This window comes from Pseudoalteromonas marina (assembly GCF_000238335.3).
Taxonomy (GTDB): Bacteria; Pseudomonadota; Gammaproteobacteria; order Enterobacterales; family Alteromonadaceae; genus Pseudoalteromonas; species Pseudoalteromonas marina.
Genome location: NZ_AHCB03000007.1, coordinates 289,279 through 308,256, shown reverse-complemented (window position 1 = coordinate 308,256; position 18,978 = coordinate 289,279). Strand labels below are relative to the sequence as shown.

Here is an 18,978-nt window from a genome sequence, read left to right as displayed (position 1 = left end):
TGCAATGAGTATTGAAATTAATGTTCCAGATATCGGTGGCGATGACGTAGAAGTAACCGAAATCTTAGTAAGCGTTGGTGACAAAGTAGATGTTGACCAATCCTTACTGACAGTTGAAGGCGACAAAGCCTCAATGGAAGTACCTGCTGCGCAAGCGGGTACCGTAAAAGAAATTAAAGTAAATGTTGGCGATACAGTAACAACGGGTTCTTTAGTATTTATATTTGAAGGCGAAAGCGCAGGTGCTGATTCAGCACCTGAAGCACCTGCTGAATCGGCAGCACCAGCTCGCGCTTCAGGTTCTTCAACTAAAGAAGTAACCGTACCAGACATTGGTGATGACGAAGTTGAAGTAACAGAAATCATGGTTGCTGTTGGCGATACAGTTGAAGAAGAGCAATCTATCTTAAACGTTGAAGGCGACAAAGCGGCTATGGAAGTACCTGCACCGTTTGCTGGTACAGTAAAAGAAATAAAAGTAGCTACTGGCGATACAGTAAAAACAGGTTCATTAGTATTTGTTTTTGAGGTTGCAGGTTCGAGCGTACCCGCATCAGATGCGCCTAAGCAAGAATCTGCGCCAGCAGAGACTGCTCAAAGCGCTGAGCCAAGCACTAAAGAAGTAAACGTCCCTGATATTGGCGATGATGAAGTTGAAGTAACTGAAATCATGGTTGCTGTTGGTGATACCGTTGAAGAAGAGCAATCTATCTTGAACGTTGAAGGCGACAAAGCGGCTATGGAAGTACCAGCGCCATTTGCAGGTACAGTTAAAGAAATCAAAGTAGCAGCGGGCGATAAAGTTAAAACTGGCTCATTGATTTTTGTATTTGAAGTGGCGGGTAGTGCACCAGCTGCAGCACCTGCAGAAAAATCAGCACCAGCGCCTAAAGCAGAATCTAAGCCGGCAGCTCAGGCAGAGTCAAAACCAGCATCATCTGCTAAAGCAAGCTCTGAAAGTTTTGAAAACAATAGCGCGTATGCTCATGCATCGCCAGTTGTTCGTCGTTTAGCACGTGAGTTTGGTATTAACTTAGCGAACGTAAAAGGCACGGGTCGTAAAAACCGTGTGGTTAAAGAAGACGTGCAAAACTATGTTAAAAGCTTAGTAAAGCAAGTTGAGTCTGGTCAAGTTTCAGCATCAGCAGGTAATGCTGGTGGCAGTGAGCTTGGCTTAATTCCTTGGCCAAAAGTAGATTTTGCTAAATTTGGTGAAATTGAAGAGAAAAAACTGTCTCGCATTCAAAAGCTATCGGGTAAAAACTTACACCGTAACTGGGTACAAATCCCGCATGTTACACAGTTTGACGAAGCAGATATCACAAGCCTTGAAGTATTCCGTAAAGAACAAAACGTATTAAGCGAGAAGAAAAAGCTTGGCGTTAAAATCACACCTCTAGTGTTTGTGATGAAAGCTGCGGCTAAAGTACTTGCTGAGTTCCCAACGTTTAACTCGTCGCTGTCTGAAGATGGCGAAAGCTTGATTCTTAAAAAGTACATCAATATTGGTGTTGCGGTAGATACGCCTAATGGCTTAGTTGTTCCAGTGTTTAAAGATGTGGACAAAAAAGGCATTATTGAGCTATCTCGTGAGCTTATGGAAGTATCTAAAAAAGCGCGTGAAGGCAAGCTAACTGCATCAGATATGCAAGGCGGTTGTTTTACTATTTCAAGTTTAGGCGGTATTGGTGGTACGGCATTTACGCCAATTGTTAACGCACCAGAGGTTGCTATTTTAGGTGTATCTAAATCTGAAATGAAACCTAAGTGGAACGGTAAAGACTTTGAGCCTAAATTAATGGTTCCGTTGTCTATGTCATACGATCACCGCGTGATTGACGGTGCACTAGCTGCACGCTTTACCGCAACGCTTGCTAGCTACATGAGCGACATACGTCAATTAGTGATGTAATCGCTACAATATGAACAAAATCAAATCCCAGCCAGTTGTTTTTAGCTGGGATTTTTACTATATGCAATGATACAATCTTTGCACTATTTGTGAATTGCTCTGATTTTCTGCCCATGCAGAAACATGGCAGTTAAATTTTAGGGCAGTGTCCCGTTCAAACAATTAAGGTAATAGCATGAGCAACGAATTAAAAACTCAAGTTGTTGTACTAGGCGGTGGTCCTGGTGGTTACTCTGCGGCTTTCCGTGCTGCTGACTTGGGCTTAGAAGTTACATTAGTAGAATCGCGTGAAACATTAGGCGGCGTATGTCTTAATGTTGGTTGTATTCCTTCAAAAGCACTTTTACACGTAGCTAAAGTAATTGATGACGCTGCAGAAATGTCATCTCATGGTGTTACTTTTGGTGCACCGCAAATTGACTTAGACAAAATCCGTTCTTGGAAAGAGTCTGTTGTTGGTCAGCTTACGGGCGGCTTAGACGGCATGGCTAAAATGCGTAAAGTTAAAGTTGTACCAGGCTATGGTAAATTTACTGGTAGCAACACTTTAGCTGTTGAAGGTGCTGACGGTATAACTACTATCACATTCGACAATGCTATTATTGCCGCAGGTTCAAAACCAGTTAATTTACCTTTCATCCCAGAAGATGACCGTGTAATTGACTCAACTGGCGCATTAGAGCTTAAAGATATTCCTGAAAAACTACTTGTTTTAGGCGGTGGTATCATCGGTCTTGAAATGGGAACTGTTTACCGCGCATTAGGTTCTGCCATTGATGTAGTAGAATTTGCTGATCAATTAGTTCCTGCAGCTGATAAAGATATTATCAAAATTTACCAAAAATACGTAAGCGATAAGTTTAACGTTATGCTTTCAACTAAAGTTGTTGCTGTTGAAGCGAAAGACGATGGCTTATACGTTACATTTGAAGGTAAAAATGCACCAGCTGAGCCAGTACGTTACGACAAAGTACTTGTTGCAGTAGGTCGTACGCCTAACGGTAATTTACTTGATGCTGAAAAAGCAGGCGTAAATGTAGATGAGCGTGGTTTTATTAACGTTGATAAACAGTTACGTACTAATGTAAGCAATATTTTTGCAATTGGTGACTTAGTTGGCCAGCCTATGCTTGCGCATAAAGCGGTTCATGAAGGTCATGTTGCTGCAGAAGTTATCTCTGGTCAGAAGCATTTCTTCGACCCTAAATGTATTCCTTCAATTGCCTACACTGACCCAGAAATTGCATGGGTAGGTGTTACTGAGAAAGAAGCTAAAGAGCAAGGTTTAAGCATTGAAACTGCGGTATTCCCGTGGGCTGCTTCAGGTCGTGCAATTGCATCTTCTCGTACTGAGGGTTCTACTAAGCTTATCTTTGATAAAGAAAGCGGCCGTATAATTGGTGGTGCTATGATTGGTATTAACGCGGGCGAAATGCTTGGCGAAATCGGTTTAGGTATTGAAATGGGTGCAGATGGTGAAGACTTAGCACTTACTATTCATGCTCACCCAACATTGAACGAATCAATTGGCCTTGCAGCTGAAATTTTTGAAGGTTCAATCACTGATTTACCAAACAAAAAAGCAGTTAAAAAGAAGAAGTAAGTTCTTTTAACTAGCAACGCTTTTTTAAAACCCAAGCTTCGGCTTGGGTTTTTTGTTTTATAGCTGTTAATCCAAACATAAACAAAACTTGCTTTAATAAAATGCCATTTTATTTTGAGCTGATAGCTGATAGCTGATAGCTGATAGCTGAAGCTGATAGCTGATAGCTGATAGCTGATAGCTGATAGCTGATAGCTGATAGCTGATAGCTGATAGCTGATAGCTGATAGCTGATAGCTGATAGCTGATATCTATTCATCACGTTTTTAGCTACAATATGCGCCGATCAAATTTAAGGTAATTAATCACAGTGACTCACTCTTCCCATAATTCAGTACTGGTATTACGCGCTCAGCAAATTAGTGAATCTCGTCGCGAATTTAATGCCCGTGGCGCTAAGTTAGCACGTTGTGAGCAATGCTTAATTGCAAAGCACTACTGTATTTGTGAAGGCGTAGAGAAAGCGCAGTGCGATGCTGCAGTGTGTTTATTGATGTACCATAACGAAAGTTTTAAACCTTCAAATACGGGGCGTTTAATTGCCGAAATTATACCCGATAACCATGCTTTTAAATGGGATAGAACTAATCCAGATGATGCGCTAATAGCGCTTATTAATGATGAGCAATATCAGCCAATGGTTATTTTTCCTGCTGAGGATGTAGAAGAGGGGCGAGCTATTACGCAAGTGAATATTGAGCCTAATAAAAAGCCGCTATTCATATTTTTAGATGGTACATGGCGTGAAGCGAAAAAAATGATTCGTAAAAGCCCATATTTAGATAACTTGCCCGTATTGTCTATTACAGCTGATAAGTTATCAGATTATCGCTTACGAGTTGCGCCTCATGCGCATCAATTAGGCACAGCTGAAGTGGGTATTTTAGTGCTAGCACTCGCGGGTGAAATGGATGCAGCTAAAAAGCTTGAGGATCACTTTATAAAGTTTAGAGATGCGTATCTTATGGGAAAACGAAATAAAGGTAGACCAGAGTCTCTCTAATACCGATTGTATTGAGTATTAAATTTAGGGCAAAGAAAAGCGCGCTCTATCTCTAGGCGCGCTTGCGGAATCTTCTAATTTTCTGCATCCTGCAATTGAACTTAATCAACTCCAATTTTTACTGTTCCATGTTTATTGCTATATTACTTTTTAGTTCTATGCAATATAAGCCAATCCGGGCTTATCTCCTTTATTCCTAAACGTCCTGTTGCGGTAAAACCTATTACCAAATCCTTCATTTGCACGTCCTAGTGCTTCCGTGTTGTTATCAGTCCATTGTGTTGCCTGTTAAGACCTGTCCTTTATATTCCTTCAACTTCCTGTTAAGCAACACTCCAATGTTGCACTCCTTTATGCATCTTCCTGATGCTGTCCGTTTATTAACACTCCGTTGCGATGCTCATCCTGAGCCTGTCCTAACTCCGTGTTATCCTTAATAACCAGTCACTGGTTTGCGAGTAATTAATCCCTGTCCTTTTACTCGTTAAGCGTCATTGCTTAGTTGATGTGTTAATTATAGGTGGATGGTCCAACTAAAGTAGGACAAAAACGCTAAATAGTTTATGTATTATTATTGTTAAATATTATATAGTTATTTAATATCAATGGTTTATGTTTTTTTTGGTAGGTTTTTAATCGGTGTTTTACTTATAAGCTGCCACTTCCGTGAGATATCTCTTACAGGGTATTTCTGTTTTGGACGCTTTTTTAGTATTTATGGGTATTTAGGGTGTGCACTTTTTAACTGTTCACGGTAGAATTATTGATAATAATTACTATTTAGGTGGAATAATGAAGAAAACACTCGCTATCGCTTTAGGATTTATCGTATCGGCGCCAGCCTTTGCAAATGATGTTGTTAATATTTACTCTTTTCGCCAACCTTTTTTAATACAACCTATTTTAGACGATTTTACAAAACAAACCGGTATTAAAACAAATGTTGTGTTTGCTAAAAAAGGCTTAATCGAGCGTGTAAAACGCGAAGGTAAACATAGTAAAGCTGATTTAGTTCTTACTTCTAATTTTAGTGCACTCATTCAATTGGAAGATTTAAACTTAACTCAAACAATTAATAGCACTAATGTAAATGCTAACGTACCTTCTGCTTTTCGAGATGGAGATGGTCAATGGGTTGCGCTAACAAAACGCGTGCGAAATGTATATTCGTCGAAAGATCGTTTGGGCGCATTACCAAAGCTCACTTACGAAGAACTAGCCGATCCAAAGTATAAAGGGCAAATTTGTACTCGTTCAGGTAAACATCCGTATAACCTAGGGTTAGTTGCTTCAATGATTGCTCATCACGGTGAAGCGCAAACTAAAACATGGCTTGAAGGCGTCAAGGCTAATTTAGCACGTAAACCACAAGGCAATGACCGTGCTCAAGTTAAAGCCGTTAAAGAGGGGCTATGTAATCTTGCGTTAGGCAATAGTTACTACTTGGGTAAAATGTTGCAAGACGAAGAACAAAAAGCATGGGCTGAGGCGGTACACATTAATTTCCCTAATCAAATTAATCGTGGTTCACATATTAATGTTTCGGGGGCTGTTATCACTAAATATGCTAAAAACCCTGAAAATGCCTTGAAACTCATAGAGTATATGACCGACAATAAAGCGCAAAACATGTATGCATCGCTTAATATGGAATACCCAGTTAAGCCTGGTGTGCAATTATCCAGTTTGGTTGCATCATGGGGCAGCTTTAAAGAAGATAGCTTGCCACTTGATGAGATCAGTAAATATCGTCCGTTAGCGCTTAAGTTAATTGATGAGGTGAAGTTCGATCTTTAATGACTTATAAATTTAAGCTGTCTAAATGGCAGCTATTCGCGTGGTCGACAGGTTTAGTTTTGTCGGCCCCGTTGTTCTTCCTTCTTTTTGAATCGCTACAAGGCAACTCAGAGGTTTTTACTCACCTTTGGGACACTGTGCTTTGGGATTACATTTCTAATACTGTACTACTTATATTAGGTGTGTGTGCACTCAGTAGTGTTATAGCGTTGCCACTTGGTTGGCTAACTGCTTATTGTAACTTTCCCGGTAAAAAACATTTTGAATGGGCGCTCATGCTGCCCCTTGCTATGCCTACTTACATTATTGCCTACGTGTATACTGATTTACTTGATTACGCAGGACCCGTGCAAATAACTCTAAGGGAGTGGTTTGGCTGGCAATCTCCCAGTGACTATTGGTTTTTTGATATACGTACCCTGCCGGGCGCAATAGTCATGATTGCCTTGGTGCTTTACCCATACTTATTTTTAATTTTTAAAACGGCTTTGAGAGAGCAGTCTTTTAAATTGGTACAGGCAAGTCAATTAATGGGACTTTCCCCAACTAAAAGTTTTTTTAAAGTGAGTCTTGTATTATCTCGTGGTTCTATTGTTGCCGCCCTTGCGCTTATTAGTATGGAAACAATGGCCGATTTTGCAACAGTAAGTTATTTTGCTGTTAGCACGCTCACAACCGCGGTATACGATACATGGTTTGGTTATTACTCCTTGACTGCTGCTGCAAAAATATCAGGTGTCATGCTGTTACTTCTATTTTTAGCGCTTATGGCAGAGCGCTTTAGTCGTCGTAATCAAGCTGTATTTGAACGCCAATCGGGCGTAAATAGTGAAGCACTTTATATTTTAAAGGGAAAGTCGGCTTGGTTAGCAACGGCATTTTGTGGCACGGTTTTACTTGTATCTTTTGTGATTCCGATTGCAGTATTACTTAATTACGCCATTACCTACTTTGAAAAAGCATGGAGTGCTGAGTTTTTTAATTATGCGTGGCAAAGCCTAAAAGTGGCAGGCGTTGTGAGCGTAATAACAATTGCATTAGGTGTTTTTGTTGTTTTTTATCAGCGTATAGCAACACAGTCTTACCCTCTCGTTCCTGGGCGACTAGCGAGTACGGGCTATGCACTGCCTGGCACCGTATTAGCAATTGCCGTTTTATTACCTCTAACACTGTTAGAAAGTAGTATTAATAATGTATTAGAGCCTTATAATTTAGACATAGGTTTGTTACTAACAGGCAGTGTGTTTACTATTGTGATTGCTTATGTCGTTCGGTTTTATGCCATTGCTCACGGAGCGATAGAGTCGAGCTTTGTGCGTATTAGTCCATCACTTGATATGGCAAGTCAGTCTATGGGTAAAAGCCAAGGCCAAACATTGCGTTTAGTGCACCTACCTTTATTAAGAAGAGGCTTACTGACAGCTGCCTTACTCGTTTTTATTGAATGCATGAAAGAACTTCCTGCTGCGTTATTACTCAGACCATTTAACTTTGAAAGTCTAGCAACGCATGTTTTTCAGTACGTGAGTGATGAGCAGTTAGAGCTGGCTTCTATATCTGCTTTATCTATTGTTATTGTTGGATTTATCCCCTTGTATTTTATTAATCGTTCTATGGAGCAACACACTTAAATGAGTAGTTTAATTTTGCAAGGTGTCAGCTATCACTATAACGGTACAAAGGTGATCGAAAACTTAGACTTAACCGTGGGTAAAGATGAGATTGTGTGCTTGCTTGGTGCCAGTGGCTGCGGTAAAACCACCACATTAAAAGCCATTGCAGGCTTAGTTGAGGCCAAGCATGGAAGTGTATTTATAGATGGCAAGCTGGTAAGTGATGAGTCAACATTTATTGCACCAGAGCACCGAAATATAGGTATGATGTTTCAAGATTACGCGTTGTTTCCTCATTTAAGCGTAGCAAATAACATTGCGTTTGGGTTGGGTAAAATGAGCCAATCCGAAAAACAACAGCGTGTGGATGAAATGCTTCAGTTAGTGCATTTGTCAGGCTGTGCAGATAGGTTTCCTCACCAGCTTTCTGGTGGGCAGCAGCAACGCGTTGCAATTGCCCGTGCATTGGCTTATAAACCAAGTTTACTACTTCTTGATGAGCCGTTTTCAAATATAGATACTCAAGTTCGTTTTGAATTAATTGCAGATATTCGCCGCATTATTAAGGCTCAACAAGTATCAGCGGTATTTGTTACCCATTCAAAAGAAGAAGCTTTTGCTTTTTCTGACACGCTTGCCATTATGGACCGCGGTAATATTGCTCAACAAGGCACGCCAGAGCAGCTTTTTGCTGCTCCTAGGTCAAAGGTGGTTGCAGAGTTTCTAGGTCAAGGCATATACTTATCCGCAGAAGCATTAACGGCTACTGAATATAAAACACCTTTTGGCACCGTTGAGTCAGATATGCAAACGAGCTGCTATCCATGTAGTGGTGAGTTATATGTGCGACCTCACCAAATTGAACTTGTGCAAGAGTGTCAAAGTGACAAACTCAGTAAACGGGCTACAATATTAAGTCGTCGCTTTATTGGCTCTGCGTATGTTTATAAAGTTGTTATAGCCGAACAAACGCTTGAAGTTGAAGCGCAATATGGCCAATCATTTGAAATCAATGAGCAGGTTATAATAAAAATAAAACCCCACACAGTGAATTTTTTTGAATCATAGTTAATGTGATTCACTGTGTATATATCTGTAAAACTGAGGAATAACAATGGCGCAAGCGCAATCTGGGATTTGTGCTGAAGCAAACCTGCATGGTTTGCATTTATTTTTTAATGTGTTTGATGGTCAAGACGAATCATTGCGCGCTAAATTAAAACAAGTAAGCGCAATTGAAGAAGAGTTTAATGATCAGTTTTCAGAGTCGATGTTGTCGTGCGTTGTTGCCATTGGCGCCCAATATTGGCCTCATATTCTTCCTGAGTATATCCCTAGTGAGCTGCAAAGCTTTCCCAATATAAATCATACAGATCACCAAATGAGTGTTCAGCCGTGTGACTTGTTTGTTCAGGTACGTTCAGACAGGGAAGACGTAAACCACTTATTTGCATTACAAGTTTTAAAGCTTTTTGCACCTGATGTAGAGCTGGTGGAGCAAATACGTAACTTTCGTTTTTTAGATGGCCGAGATTTTAATGGTTTTATTTATGGTGGTGATATGCCACACGGAAGAAAAAAGCGTTTAACTGCTTTAATTAATAAACCTGGTTGTTTTGAAGATCAGGGAAGTTATATTCATGTTCAGCGCTATAAACACGACTTAACTGTTTGGCAGCACTTATCGCTCAGTGAGCAAGAGCAAATTATGGGCCGTACACGACTTGATAATACGCTTATAACCCCAGCACTAAATACCAGTCATGCCACGCGTAGTGAGTTAAAAGATGAAGAGGGGCAACCCCTTTTGTTGAATCAAAGCATGCCTTATGGCGATGTTTATGAGCAAGGTATGTTATGCATAAGCTGCGCAAGTACTGGTACTGCATTTGAGGCTGTATTAAATAGCCGTTTAGGGGAGGGGGAGTGTTACGACCATTGGCTTGATTTTACTCAAGCCGATATGGGGTCAGCTTTTTTTGCCCCCTCAGTTGGGTTTTTAAAGCAAATTTAAACCGTATCAAATAAAATACGTACTCGTTCAAGCGTAACGTCTATTTCAGAAATTTTTGCTGGGGCAATAAATATAGTATCGTCTCCGGCAATAGTACCTAATACACCATCGGCCTTTCCTAACGAGTCAAGTAAGCGGGCAATAAGCTGCGCAGCGCCTGGACTGGTGCGAATAATAATCATCATTTCATTATGCATAATATCAATGACTAACTGGCGTAATGGGCTTTTAGCTGTCGGCACTCCCATTTCAGCGGGTAGGCAGTAAACCATTTCTTGTTTAGCGTTGCGGGTTCGCACAGCACCAAACTTACTTAACATGCGTGACACTTTACTCTGGCTTATATTGTCAAAGCCTTGCTCTTTAAGCGCATCAACTATTTCGCCTTGAGAGCCAAAGTTTTCTTCTTTTAAAAGTGATTTAAACGCTTTTACCAATGCTTCTTGTTTATCTTGAGGTTGCATAGTCTTTATTCATTATTGTTATTTATGCTGTAAATAGTACACAAAAATGAATAATTATGCAGCAGTTGTTTAGTCAACTTGACAGTTTGATGCGATAAACCACCAAAGTTTACAACTATGGTCGAAAATATCGCAAAATAGGCCCGATAAATTTGTTTTTAGGCGCTAATTTCATTATCTTAAGGGCCACAAGTATTTCCTACCTCAAATGACGGAGAATTCCAATGAAAGTTGCTGTATTAGGTGCTGCAGGCGGTATCGGTCAAGCATTGTCTTTACTATTAAAAACAGGCTTACCAGCTGGTTCTGAATTATCACTTTACGATGTTGCACCAGTTGTACCAGGTGTTGCTGTTGACCTATCACACATCCCAACTGATGTTAAAGTAGCAGGTTTTGGCGCAGACGATTTAAACAAAGCGCTTGACGGTGCTGATATTGTTTTAATCCCAGCGGGTATGCCACGTAAACCAGGTATGGATCGTGCAGATTTATTTAACGTAAATGCCGGTATCATCAAAACACTAGCTGAAGGCATTGTAGCTAGTTGTCCTAAAGCACTTGTGGGTATCATTACTAACCCAGTAAACGGCACAGTACCGATTGTTGCTGAAGTGTTCAAGAAAGCAGGTACATACGATGCAAGCCGTGTATTTGGTATTACTACGCTTGACGTGATTCGTTCAGAAGCATTTGTTGCTGAACTTAAAGGCGTAGACGTTGCTACAGTTAAAGTACCAGTAATTGGTGGTCACTCTGGAACAACTATTCTTCCTCTACTTTCTCAAGTTGAAGGCGTAACTTTCACTGAAGACGAAGTTGCTGCACTTACTCCACGTATCCAAAATGCAGGTACTGAAGTAGTAAATGCTAAAGCAGGTGGTGGTTCAGCTACATTATCAATGGGTGCTGCTGCAGCACGTTTTTGTATGTCTTTAGTTAAAGGCCTACAAGGTGAAGATGTTGTAGATTACGCATACGTTGCTGTTGAAGATGGTGATGCAGAGTATTTTGCACACCCAGTACGTTTAGGTAAAAACGGCGTTGAAGAAATTCTTTCTTACGGCGAGCTAAGCGCATTTGAAGAAAAAGCGAAGAACGATATGCTTGAGACACTGAAAAAAGACATCAAAGAAGGTGTTGATTTCATGGCGTAATAGCCAGAATGAGCATTAAAAAAGCCTGCATTTGCAGGCTTTTTTGTTGCTCGAATGTTATTTACTATTAGTGTTAAATAACAGGCTCGTTAAGGCTAGTGATCACGGTCAACGGCTATACGGGCTAAGCTTACCAATGCGTGCTTGTATTCAGATTCTGGTAGAAAATCTAAGCAAGCAATTGCTTTATCGGCTTCAAGCTCTGCTTTTTGCATTGTAAACTCAAGCGCATTGGTTTGTTTTAACGTAGATAAAATCTCTTCTAAATGTTCCATACCATTACTGTGCTCAATAGCATCACGAATTAACTGTGTTTGATGCGCATTACCGTGTTGCATTGCATATATAAGTGGTAGGGTAGGCTTACCTTCGGCTAGATCATCGCCTATATTTTTACCTAGCTGGTCTGCATCGGCGTTATAATCAAGCACGTCGTCAACAAGCTGAAATGCCGTACCTAAGTGCATACCGTATAAGTTTAATGCATTGAGCGTGGCTTCATCATTATTGGTAATAATAGCAGCAAGCCCGGTAGCAGCCTCAAACAGCTTAGCCGTTTTGGAGTAAATAACTTGCATGTAGCTGGCTTCGGTTGTGTCTGGATCGTTGCAATTCATAAGTTGCAGCACTTCACCTTCAGCAATGATATTGGTAGCATCGGCGAGTATTTGCATAATTTGCATTTTGCCTAAACCAACCATTAACTGGAATGAGCGCGTGTATATAAAGTCGCCAACTAATACGCTAGCAGCATTACCAAATTCAGCGTTAGCGGTCGGGGTGCCTCGGCGTAAGTTTGACTCATCAACAACGTCGTCGTGTAATAAGGTAGCGGTGTGAATAAACTCAACAATGGTCGCAAGTGTAATGTGGTCTTTACCAGTATATCCTAGCGCTTTGGCAGCTAAAATAGCCAACATAGGGCGAACGCGTTTGCCGCCGCTATTAACTATGTATAAACCAAGTTGGTTTACTAACGCCACCTCTGAGCGCATTTGCGCATGTATAAGTTGATTGACGTCATTCATATCGCTTTCTATTAACGCCTGGATAGCTTTTATATCCATTGATCTCCGAGCCAATTTTTATGTGTGAACGGCGCAGATTGTACAACAAAAAACGCACTAGCTCGATATTTTGTGACGATTGATTTAAAAAACCTACCTAAAGTGCTTAATAAGTGCTTAATTCAATCACAAATGTGTTTAATTACTAGACGATGAAAGATGGTTTTTGAGTTTGAATAATGTACAACGCAGGTTGTAATTTTATTAGTAGGGTTATTTTTGCAAAGAGTTAAAAAGCGCTTGGCAAAAGGCTTAATTAATATAAAATAGAGAAAATATTGAATTGCTCTCAAAGCAGCTACTTTTTATTCATTTTAATTACAAAATAGGCTTGCTAGTTATTTCGCGTTAGCGTAAACTTCGCGCCCTATCGAAGAATATTTTAGTTGCGCCGATTTGAGGGTGCACAGACGGAGTTAATTATGTACGCGGTTTTCCAAAGTGGTGGTAAACAGCATCGTGTGACTGAAGGTCAAACGATTCGTCTTGAAAAATTAGACGTTGAAACTGGTGCGGCAGTTGAATTTGATTCAGTGCTTTTAGTTGCTGATGGTGAGAAGATCGAGATCGGTGTACCGTTCGTAAACGGTGGTAAGATAACAGCTGAGGTTGTTTCACATGGTCGCGGTGAGAAGATTAAGGTTGTTAAATTTAGACGCCGTAAGCATTCTCGTAAGCAAATGGGCCACCGTCAATGGTTCACAGAAGTTAAAATCACTGGCATTAGCGCTTAATTAGAGGTACTTAGAAATGGCACATAAAAAAGCAGCTGGTAGTACTCGTAACGGTCGCGATTCAGAAAGCAAACGCCTAGGTGTTAAGCGTTTTGGTGGCGAATCAGTTCTAGCGGGTAGCATCATTGTTCGTCAGCGTGGAACACGTTTCCACCCTGGTACAAACGTAGGTATCGGTAAAGACCACACTATCTTTGCAAAAGCAGATGGTAAAGTTCAATTTGAACAAAAAGGTCCTTTAAACCGTAAATACGTAACTATCGTAACTGAGTAATCAGTAAGGTAGTTAAAAAACCCCGCCTTTGCGGGGTTTTTTGTTTTGAGACAAAAATATATACCAAAGCCAAGCCTGCAATCGGCTTGGCTTCGGTATATAATGTATAAATTAGCAAGCCAATCCCTAAAGTGAGTAATCATGAAGTTTGTAGATGAAGTAGAAATTCGCGCAGAGGCCGGAGACGGCGGAAGCGGTATCGTGTCTTTCCGACGTGAAAAATATGTCCCAGATGGTGGGCCTGACGGCGGTGACGGTGGAGACGGTGGTAGTGTTTATCTACAAGCTGATGAAAACTTAAATACCCTTATTGACTATCAGTTTGAGCGTTTTCACAGAGCTGAGCGCGGCACAAACGGACGTAGCCGAAACTGTACAGGTAAAAAAGCAGACGATTTGTTTGTAATGGTCCCTGTAGGTACACGTATAACCGATGTTGATACGCAAGAAGGGCTTGGTGATTTGACCCAACATGGTCAACGAATTTTGGTTGCAAAAGGTGGTTTCCACGGCTTGGGGAATGCACGTTTTAAATCAAGTACTAACCGAGCGCCTCGTCAAAAAACATTAGGTACCCCCGGTGAAGTACGTAACTTAAAACTAGAGCTACTACTATTAGCGGATGTGGGCTTATTGGGTTTACCAAATGCAGGTAAATCGACCTTTATTCGCAGTGTGTCAGCAGCAAGACCAAAAGTAGCTGATTACCCATTTACAACGCTTATTCCTAATTTAGGTGTAGTGCGTCCGGAAGCTAACAAGTCATTTGTAATAGCTGATATACCTGGGTTGATTGAAGGTGCGTCTGATGGTGCCGGTTTAGGTATCCGCTTCTTAAAGCATTTAGAGCGCTGTCGTGTGTTATTGCACATCATTGATGTAATGCCTGTTGATGGATCAAACCCAGTCGATAATGCGTTTGCAATTATAAACGAACTGCATCAATACAGTCCTAAGCTTGCAGAAAAGCCTCGTTGGTTAGTGTTTAATAAAATAGATTTGTTACCTGAAGATGAAGCACAAGCGCTATGCGATGCTATTGCACAAGAGCTAGGTGAGTCTGAAAATATTTATCAAATCTCAGCTATTAACAAGCTGCATACTCAACCGCTTATACACGATATTATGACATTGCTTGATAGCATGCCTAAAGAGAAGTTTGAGCAAGTTGAAGATGAAGAAATAGAATTTAAGTGGGATACCTACCATCAAAAAGCCACCAAAGGCGATGATGATGATTGGGATGACTGGGATGAAGATGATTACGATGTAGAAGTAGTCTACGAACGTTAATTTTCATTAAATATAAAAAGGAGCAGTGGCTCCTTTTTTATTTTTTAATAATAAAGTACTAGGTATTTAGTGTGATTATTTCAATGATTGCCGCTATGGCAAATAACCGTGTTATTGGTCTTGATAATAAAATGCCGTGGCATTTACCCGCAGATCTTCAACATTTTAAAGCCGTTACTACAGGTAAGCCTGTGATCATGGGTCGTAAAACTTTTGAGTCTATTGGTCGTCCTTTACCTGGTAGACGCAATATTATTATTACGCGCAACACTGAATATAAGGCCGAGGGTATTGAAACTGTAACAAGTCCAGAGGCCGCGCTGAGCTTGGTTTGTGGTGTTGAAGAGGTCATGATTATAGGCGGTGGAAATGTTTATCAGCAGTTTTTAACACAAGCTGAGCGCTTATATTTAACCTTTATTGATCTCGATGTTGAAGGTGATACACAGTTCCCTGATTATCAAGCTATTGCAAATTGGGAAGTGAAAGAAGAGCAAGTTAAACTGCCAGACGAAAAAAATAAACATAGTTATAAATTCGTAACTTTGTATAAATACTGCTAACATTATTGCGTAAGGTTAACTAGGTTGGTACAATATTAACCAGTTAACGTAGGAATAAAGTACCAAACAAGGGTCAACAATGTTTAAATTATCAAAGTTAGTTGTTATTGCTGCTATCGCTGCAGTTTCACTTTCGTACACAGCTCCAGTAAAAGCTGATGATCAACTAGCAATATCTATTTGCGAGTATATCGCAGCAGATGATAAAAACCGTTTACGTAGTAAGTTAAAAAGCTCTCGTGTAAAAATTCGTAACATATATGATTCTATTCAATGTAACGGTAATAACTTATTGCGTCATGCTGTTGCCAGCAATGCAGTAAATGCAGGTGAGTATATTGTTAAAAACTTATCTAAAAGTTCATTGTCAGACGGTGCCGACATAGCCTGGGCTGAAGGCAATCACGCAGGTTCTGCGCTTATTCCTGTAATTAAAGACCGTGCTGGTTTGTAATTATTAGTAATTTAAAAAAAGCCGCGATTATCGCGGCTTTTTTGTTGCTGGAAAAATAATTGACTATTTAGAGGCCGATATTACTGAGTAATATCGGCCTCTATCAGTCTGAGTACTCTGATCAGCTTTTATCATGTTTATTTATGAATGTCTCAGTTCACTCACTTATAAATGCTTCACCTTCAATCATCCATTTAGCTGCAGGCTGACCTTTTAGGTAATGATCGAAGTACTGCATCATACGAACTGAAAAATCGACCTGATTTGGGAATTTTTTAAGGTGATGCGGTTCACCTTCATACTGTAAAAAAGTGGCATCTTTGCCTGCACGACGAAGTGCTAAATAATACTGTACGCCTTCGTGCCAAGGCACCGCATCATCTTTGTCTCCAAACATGATTAAAATTGGTGTATTGACCTTGTCAGCAAAAAATACGGGTGAGTTTTCAATATATAACTCTGGTGCCTCAAATAAGTTTTTACCTATGCGGCTTTGTCCTGTTTCGTATTGAAACTGGCGAGCAAGGCCTGACTTTAAGCGTATGCCACTGTATGCGCTGGTCATGTTAGATACCGGCGCGCCTGATACAACCGCTTTAAACATATCTGTTTGGGTGATCATAAATGCACTTTGGTACCCGGCCCATGAGTGACCTTGCAAGCCAATTTTGTTTGGATCGGCAATACCAAGATCTATTAACTTTTGGGTAGCGTTGATCATGGTTTGCGTTGACGATTTGCCCGGGTGACCTATTTCAAAACGAATATCAGGTAAAAAGATGGCGTAGCCATTTGATGTAAACATTGGGAAATTAGGGCGATGATTTAACTCCATTTTAGGAAAATCAAACATACGCTGGCTCATGTAACGATAAAAATAAACGACAACAGGTACTTTATCGCCTTTTTTGTAACCGTCAGGTTTTATTAAAACACCTTGTAAGTCTTCTCCATCAAAGCCTTTGTAGCTAATCAGTTCAGGTTTTTCACCCCAAGCAAAATTTGCGGTTTGAGGGTTCAAATCAGTTACTTTTTGTGTGGTTAAAAAGCTTAAGTCGGTTTGATAGAAATCTGGGAACTGATGATAACTCTGTTCCGTAAATAGGTATCTATCTGCTTTCTTGGCTTTTTTAACAATATCAAAACGTTTATCACCACTGAGTACTTCAGTAATGGTCGTGTTTTCTAAATCAAGCTTTGCAATCCCTCTTTGCTTTGTTTGAAGGTCAACAGCAGTAACTAGCAGTGTTTCATCTTGTTTAAAGCCTACCTGGTTTCTATCAAGCTTAATGACGCGATACTGTGTATTAGTCTGCTTTCCATTTGTTAAGCGTTTAGCTTGATTGGTGTTTACATTAAACGCCCAAATATCATATTTGCTATAAGCAAGTACTTGGCTGCTATCGCTCATCCAGCCTGCAAAACCATAGCCAGGTTGATCTGATGGGTAATCGTGTTTGTCGTCGGCAAAAGTTGCTTTTATGGCTTTTGTAACCGGAGTAACTTTATTGTTAGCTAATTCTTTTAGTTGTATTTCGTTGTCAGCAAAGTAAGCCGCAAATAAGCCATTAGGAGAAAGAGAAGGTCTAAAAGGGCTGTTAGCCACAATAGGAGTTTGCTTGCCTGTATTGATGTTTACGGCGTAGTAATCTGCAAAAAAGCCGCCATACATTATTTTTTCTAAATAGGGAGAATTTGACGAGCCCAGCAAGGAAGTATCGCGTTCTGTATTAAGAGCAACACTAGGCATTGCAGGGGTACTCAGTTGAACCACTTTTTGTGAATTTACATGGTATACGGCTTCGTAATGACGGTGCTTATTAACCGCGTTCCATTGCTGTTTTTCTCGTGGTTTTATCTCTGGGTCTTTATTATGCCAAACATCCAAGCCTTTTTGCTCGCGAATGGTATCAATGTCATAGAGTGAGGTTTCATCTACGAATTCTTTGGCTTTTACTTTCGCTGCAAGTTTTGGTCGGTTTTCAAAGTATAAGCGTTCGCCGTTTTCTGACCAGCTTAGTTTTGCGGTTTTGCCTATAGTCCACTCTTTGTTTGTAGATTCAATAGTTGAAAGTGTTTCGTTTTTCCACAATTGTAGTGAGTGGTTTCGACGGCGGGTATCTTCGTTTACATAATTACCCAATGTAAATGCTACGGTTGCTTCGATTGGGTGCCATGCTATTTTATTAGCAATAACACCGGGTTCATCAATTAGCACTTCACTTTTAAAAGATGTTAGTGTGATTAGCTTTATTTGGTTGTCGTTACCATCAGGGTAACTTTGACTTAGCAAAAGCTGATCATTGGTAGCACTTATACTGTAACTAAAAACATTATCAATAGTTTCACTTTGTTGGTTTTTTAAATTAACAATAACGAGCGAGTAAACCTTGTCTTTTTTGTCAGGTGAAATGGCGTTGCTGTCTTCATATTCACTCTCATTTTTGGTATTTTTTTCTACATTATCAGTTTTATCTGCTTTTTTATCTAAGCGATAAGCAAGCCATACCCCGTCGTTTGATAATGCGTAGTCTTTTACATTCTCAAAACGTTTTTGCTCACCTGTTTCTGTATTTACTAGTACTAAGTTATTTTTAAGCGTGTTTTTTTTCTTGGTGGTTTCTTTTTCGAGTAATGTGGGTACTTGTGTAAATGCAGTCCAGTTGGCTGCTTTGTTTATAAACGGCTTGGTGCCGCGGTCCACTTCGCTGATTAAACTATTTGAGGTTAAAGAGTAAACCTGACCTGCAGCATTGCCGCGGTATGGCGTGGCACTTAAAGATAAAATACGTCCATCTTCAGATAGTTGTGTGCCTTTGGCTGATTTAAAGTTAAATACATCTGTAAATTCTAATGCCTCTTTTGCATTAGGCGCGGTGCTGACTAAGCCAGTAATAAGTGCGCTACTTAGGAGAGTGAGCTTTGTTTTCATTATTGAATCTCGTTTTTTAACATTATTTTATTGTAACGAGTTTGACTAATATTTCGACCAGATAGGATAGAAGGCAGGTAGTGGCGATAAGTAACAGG

The 18,978-nt window shown here is 40.2% G+C and carries 16 protein-coding genes; 13 read left to right on the top strand and 3 right to left on the bottom strand.

Features of this window, described 5'->3' with window-relative positions; translation table 11 throughout:
- The first annotated feature begins 4 nt into the window (after nt 1–4).
- From aceF to PMAN_RS12570, 7 genes are all read left to right on the top strand, one after another.
- Nucleotides 5–1,912: a pyruvate dehydrogenase complex dihydrolipoyllysine-residue acetyltransferase gene (gene aceF / locus PMAN_RS12600; RefSeq protein WP_010556619.1), complete on the top strand. Its 1,908-nt coding sequence runs from the start codon at nt 5–7 to the stop codon at nt 1,910–1,912.
- A gap of 175 nt (nt 1,913–2,087) precedes the next feature.
- Entirely contained in the window at nt 2,088–3,515 is a 1,428-nt protein-coding gene (gene lpdA / locus PMAN_RS12595) for a dihydrolipoyl dehydrogenase (protein ID WP_010556618.1), read from the top strand.
- 310 nt (nt 3,516–3,825) lie between these two features.
- Entirely contained in the window at nt 3,826–4,518 is a 693-nt protein-coding gene (locus PMAN_RS12590; RefSeq protein ID WP_008131110.1) for a tRNA-uridine aminocarboxypropyltransferase, read from the top strand.
- 792 nt (nt 4,519–5,310) lie between these two features.
- Nucleotides 5,311–6,315: a Fe(3+) ABC transporter substrate-binding protein gene (locus tag PMAN_RS12585; protein ID WP_010556616.1), complete on the top strand. Its 1,005-nt coding sequence runs from the start codon at nt 5,311–5,313 to the stop codon at nt 6,313–6,315.
- Nucleotides 6,315–7,946: an ABC transporter permease gene (locus tag PMAN_RS12580; RefSeq protein ID WP_008131115.1), complete on the top strand. Its 1,632-nt coding sequence runs from the start codon at nt 6,315–6,317 to the stop codon at nt 7,944–7,946. Before PMAN_RS12585 ends, PMAN_RS12580 begins: the two co-directional genes overlap by 1 nt.
- The gene (locus PMAN_RS12575) at nt 7,947–8,996 is read left to right on the top strand and encodes an ABC transporter ATP-binding protein (RefSeq protein ID WP_010556615.1); all 1,050 of its coding nucleotides are present in this window, start codon (nt 7,947–7,949) and stop codon (nt 8,994–8,996) included.
- Between the two features lie 46 nt (nt 8,997–9,042).
- On the top strand, nt 9,043–9,942 hold the full coding sequence (locus PMAN_RS12570; protein WP_010556614.1) for a Dyp-type peroxidase: 900 nt from the start codon (nt 9,043–9,045) through the stop codon (nt 9,940–9,942).
- Here the strand turns inward: PMAN_RS12570 and argR are convergent.
- Nucleotides 9,939–10,406 carry a transcriptional regulator ArgR gene (argR, locus tag PMAN_RS12565; protein ID WP_006794541.1) on the bottom strand — a complete coding sequence of 156 codons (468 nt, stop codon included), beginning with the start codon at nt 10,404–10,406 and terminating at the stop codon, nt 9,939–9,941. The genes PMAN_RS12570 and argR overlap by 4 nt on opposite strands.
- Before the next feature lie 224 nt (nt 10,407–10,630).
- Here argR and mdh point away from each other — a divergent pair, with 224 nt between their 5' ends.
- Nucleotides 10,631–11,563 (top strand): malate dehydrogenase, encoded by a 933-nt coding sequence (gene mdh / locus PMAN_RS12560; protein ID WP_006794540.1) that lies wholly within the window; start codon nt 10,631–10,633, stop codon nt 11,561–11,563.
- 95 nt (nt 11,564–11,658) lie between these two features.
- Here the strand turns inward: mdh and ispB are convergent, their stop codons facing one another.
- Nucleotides 11,659–12,630 carry an octaprenyl diphosphate synthase gene (gene ispB, locus PMAN_RS12555; protein WP_008131122.1) on the bottom strand — a complete coding sequence of 324 codons (972 nt, stop codon included), beginning with the start codon at nt 12,628–12,630 and terminating at the stop codon, nt 11,659–11,661.
- A gap of 422 nt (nt 12,631–13,052) precedes the next feature.
- Here ispB and rplU point away from each other — a divergent pair, with 422 nt between their 5' ends.
- The 5 genes from rplU to PMAN_RS12530 all read left to right on the top strand — a co-directional run bounded on the left by rplU (nt 13,053) and on the right by PMAN_RS12530 (nt 15,948).
- On the top strand, nt 13,053–13,364 hold the full coding sequence (gene rplU / locus PMAN_RS12550; protein WP_006794538.1) for a 50S ribosomal protein L21: 312 nt from the start codon (nt 13,053–13,055) through the stop codon (nt 13,362–13,364).
- Between the two features lie 16 nt (nt 13,365–13,380).
- Nucleotides 13,381–13,638 carry a 50S ribosomal protein L27 gene (rpmA, locus tag PMAN_RS12545; RefSeq protein WP_002957747.1) on the top strand — a complete coding sequence of 86 codons (258 nt, stop codon included), beginning with the start codon at nt 13,381–13,383 and terminating at the stop codon, nt 13,636–13,638.
- Nucleotides 13,639–13,779: 141 nt separating this feature from the next.
- Nucleotides 13,780–14,931, top strand: coding sequence for an Obg family GTPase CgtA (gene cgtA, locus PMAN_RS12540; protein WP_006794537.1), 1,152 nt, complete (start codon nt 13,780–13,782; stop codon nt 14,929–14,931).
- Between the two features lie 71 nt (nt 14,932–15,002).
- Nucleotides 15,003–15,494 carry a type 3 dihydrofolate reductase gene (folA, locus tag PMAN_RS12535; RefSeq protein WP_010556613.1) on the top strand — a complete coding sequence of 164 codons (492 nt, stop codon included), beginning with the start codon at nt 15,003–15,005 and terminating at the stop codon, nt 15,492–15,494.
- Nucleotides 15,495–15,573: 79 nt separating this feature from the next.
- Nucleotides 15,574–15,948, top strand: a complete 375-nt coding sequence (locus tag PMAN_RS12530) for a DUF3718 domain-containing protein (RefSeq protein ID WP_010556612.1) — start codon at nt 15,574–15,576, stop codon at nt 15,946–15,948.
- A 157-nt stretch (nt 15,949–16,105) separates the two neighbouring features.
- Here PMAN_RS12530 and PMAN_RS12525 read toward each other — a convergent pair whose 3' ends face one another.
- Nucleotides 16,106–18,880 (bottom strand): S9 family peptidase, encoded by a 2,775-nt coding sequence (locus tag PMAN_RS12525; RefSeq protein ID WP_010556611.1) that lies wholly within the window; start codon nt 18,878–18,880, stop codon nt 16,106–16,108.
- Nucleotides 18,881–18,978: the final 98 nt, after the last annotated feature.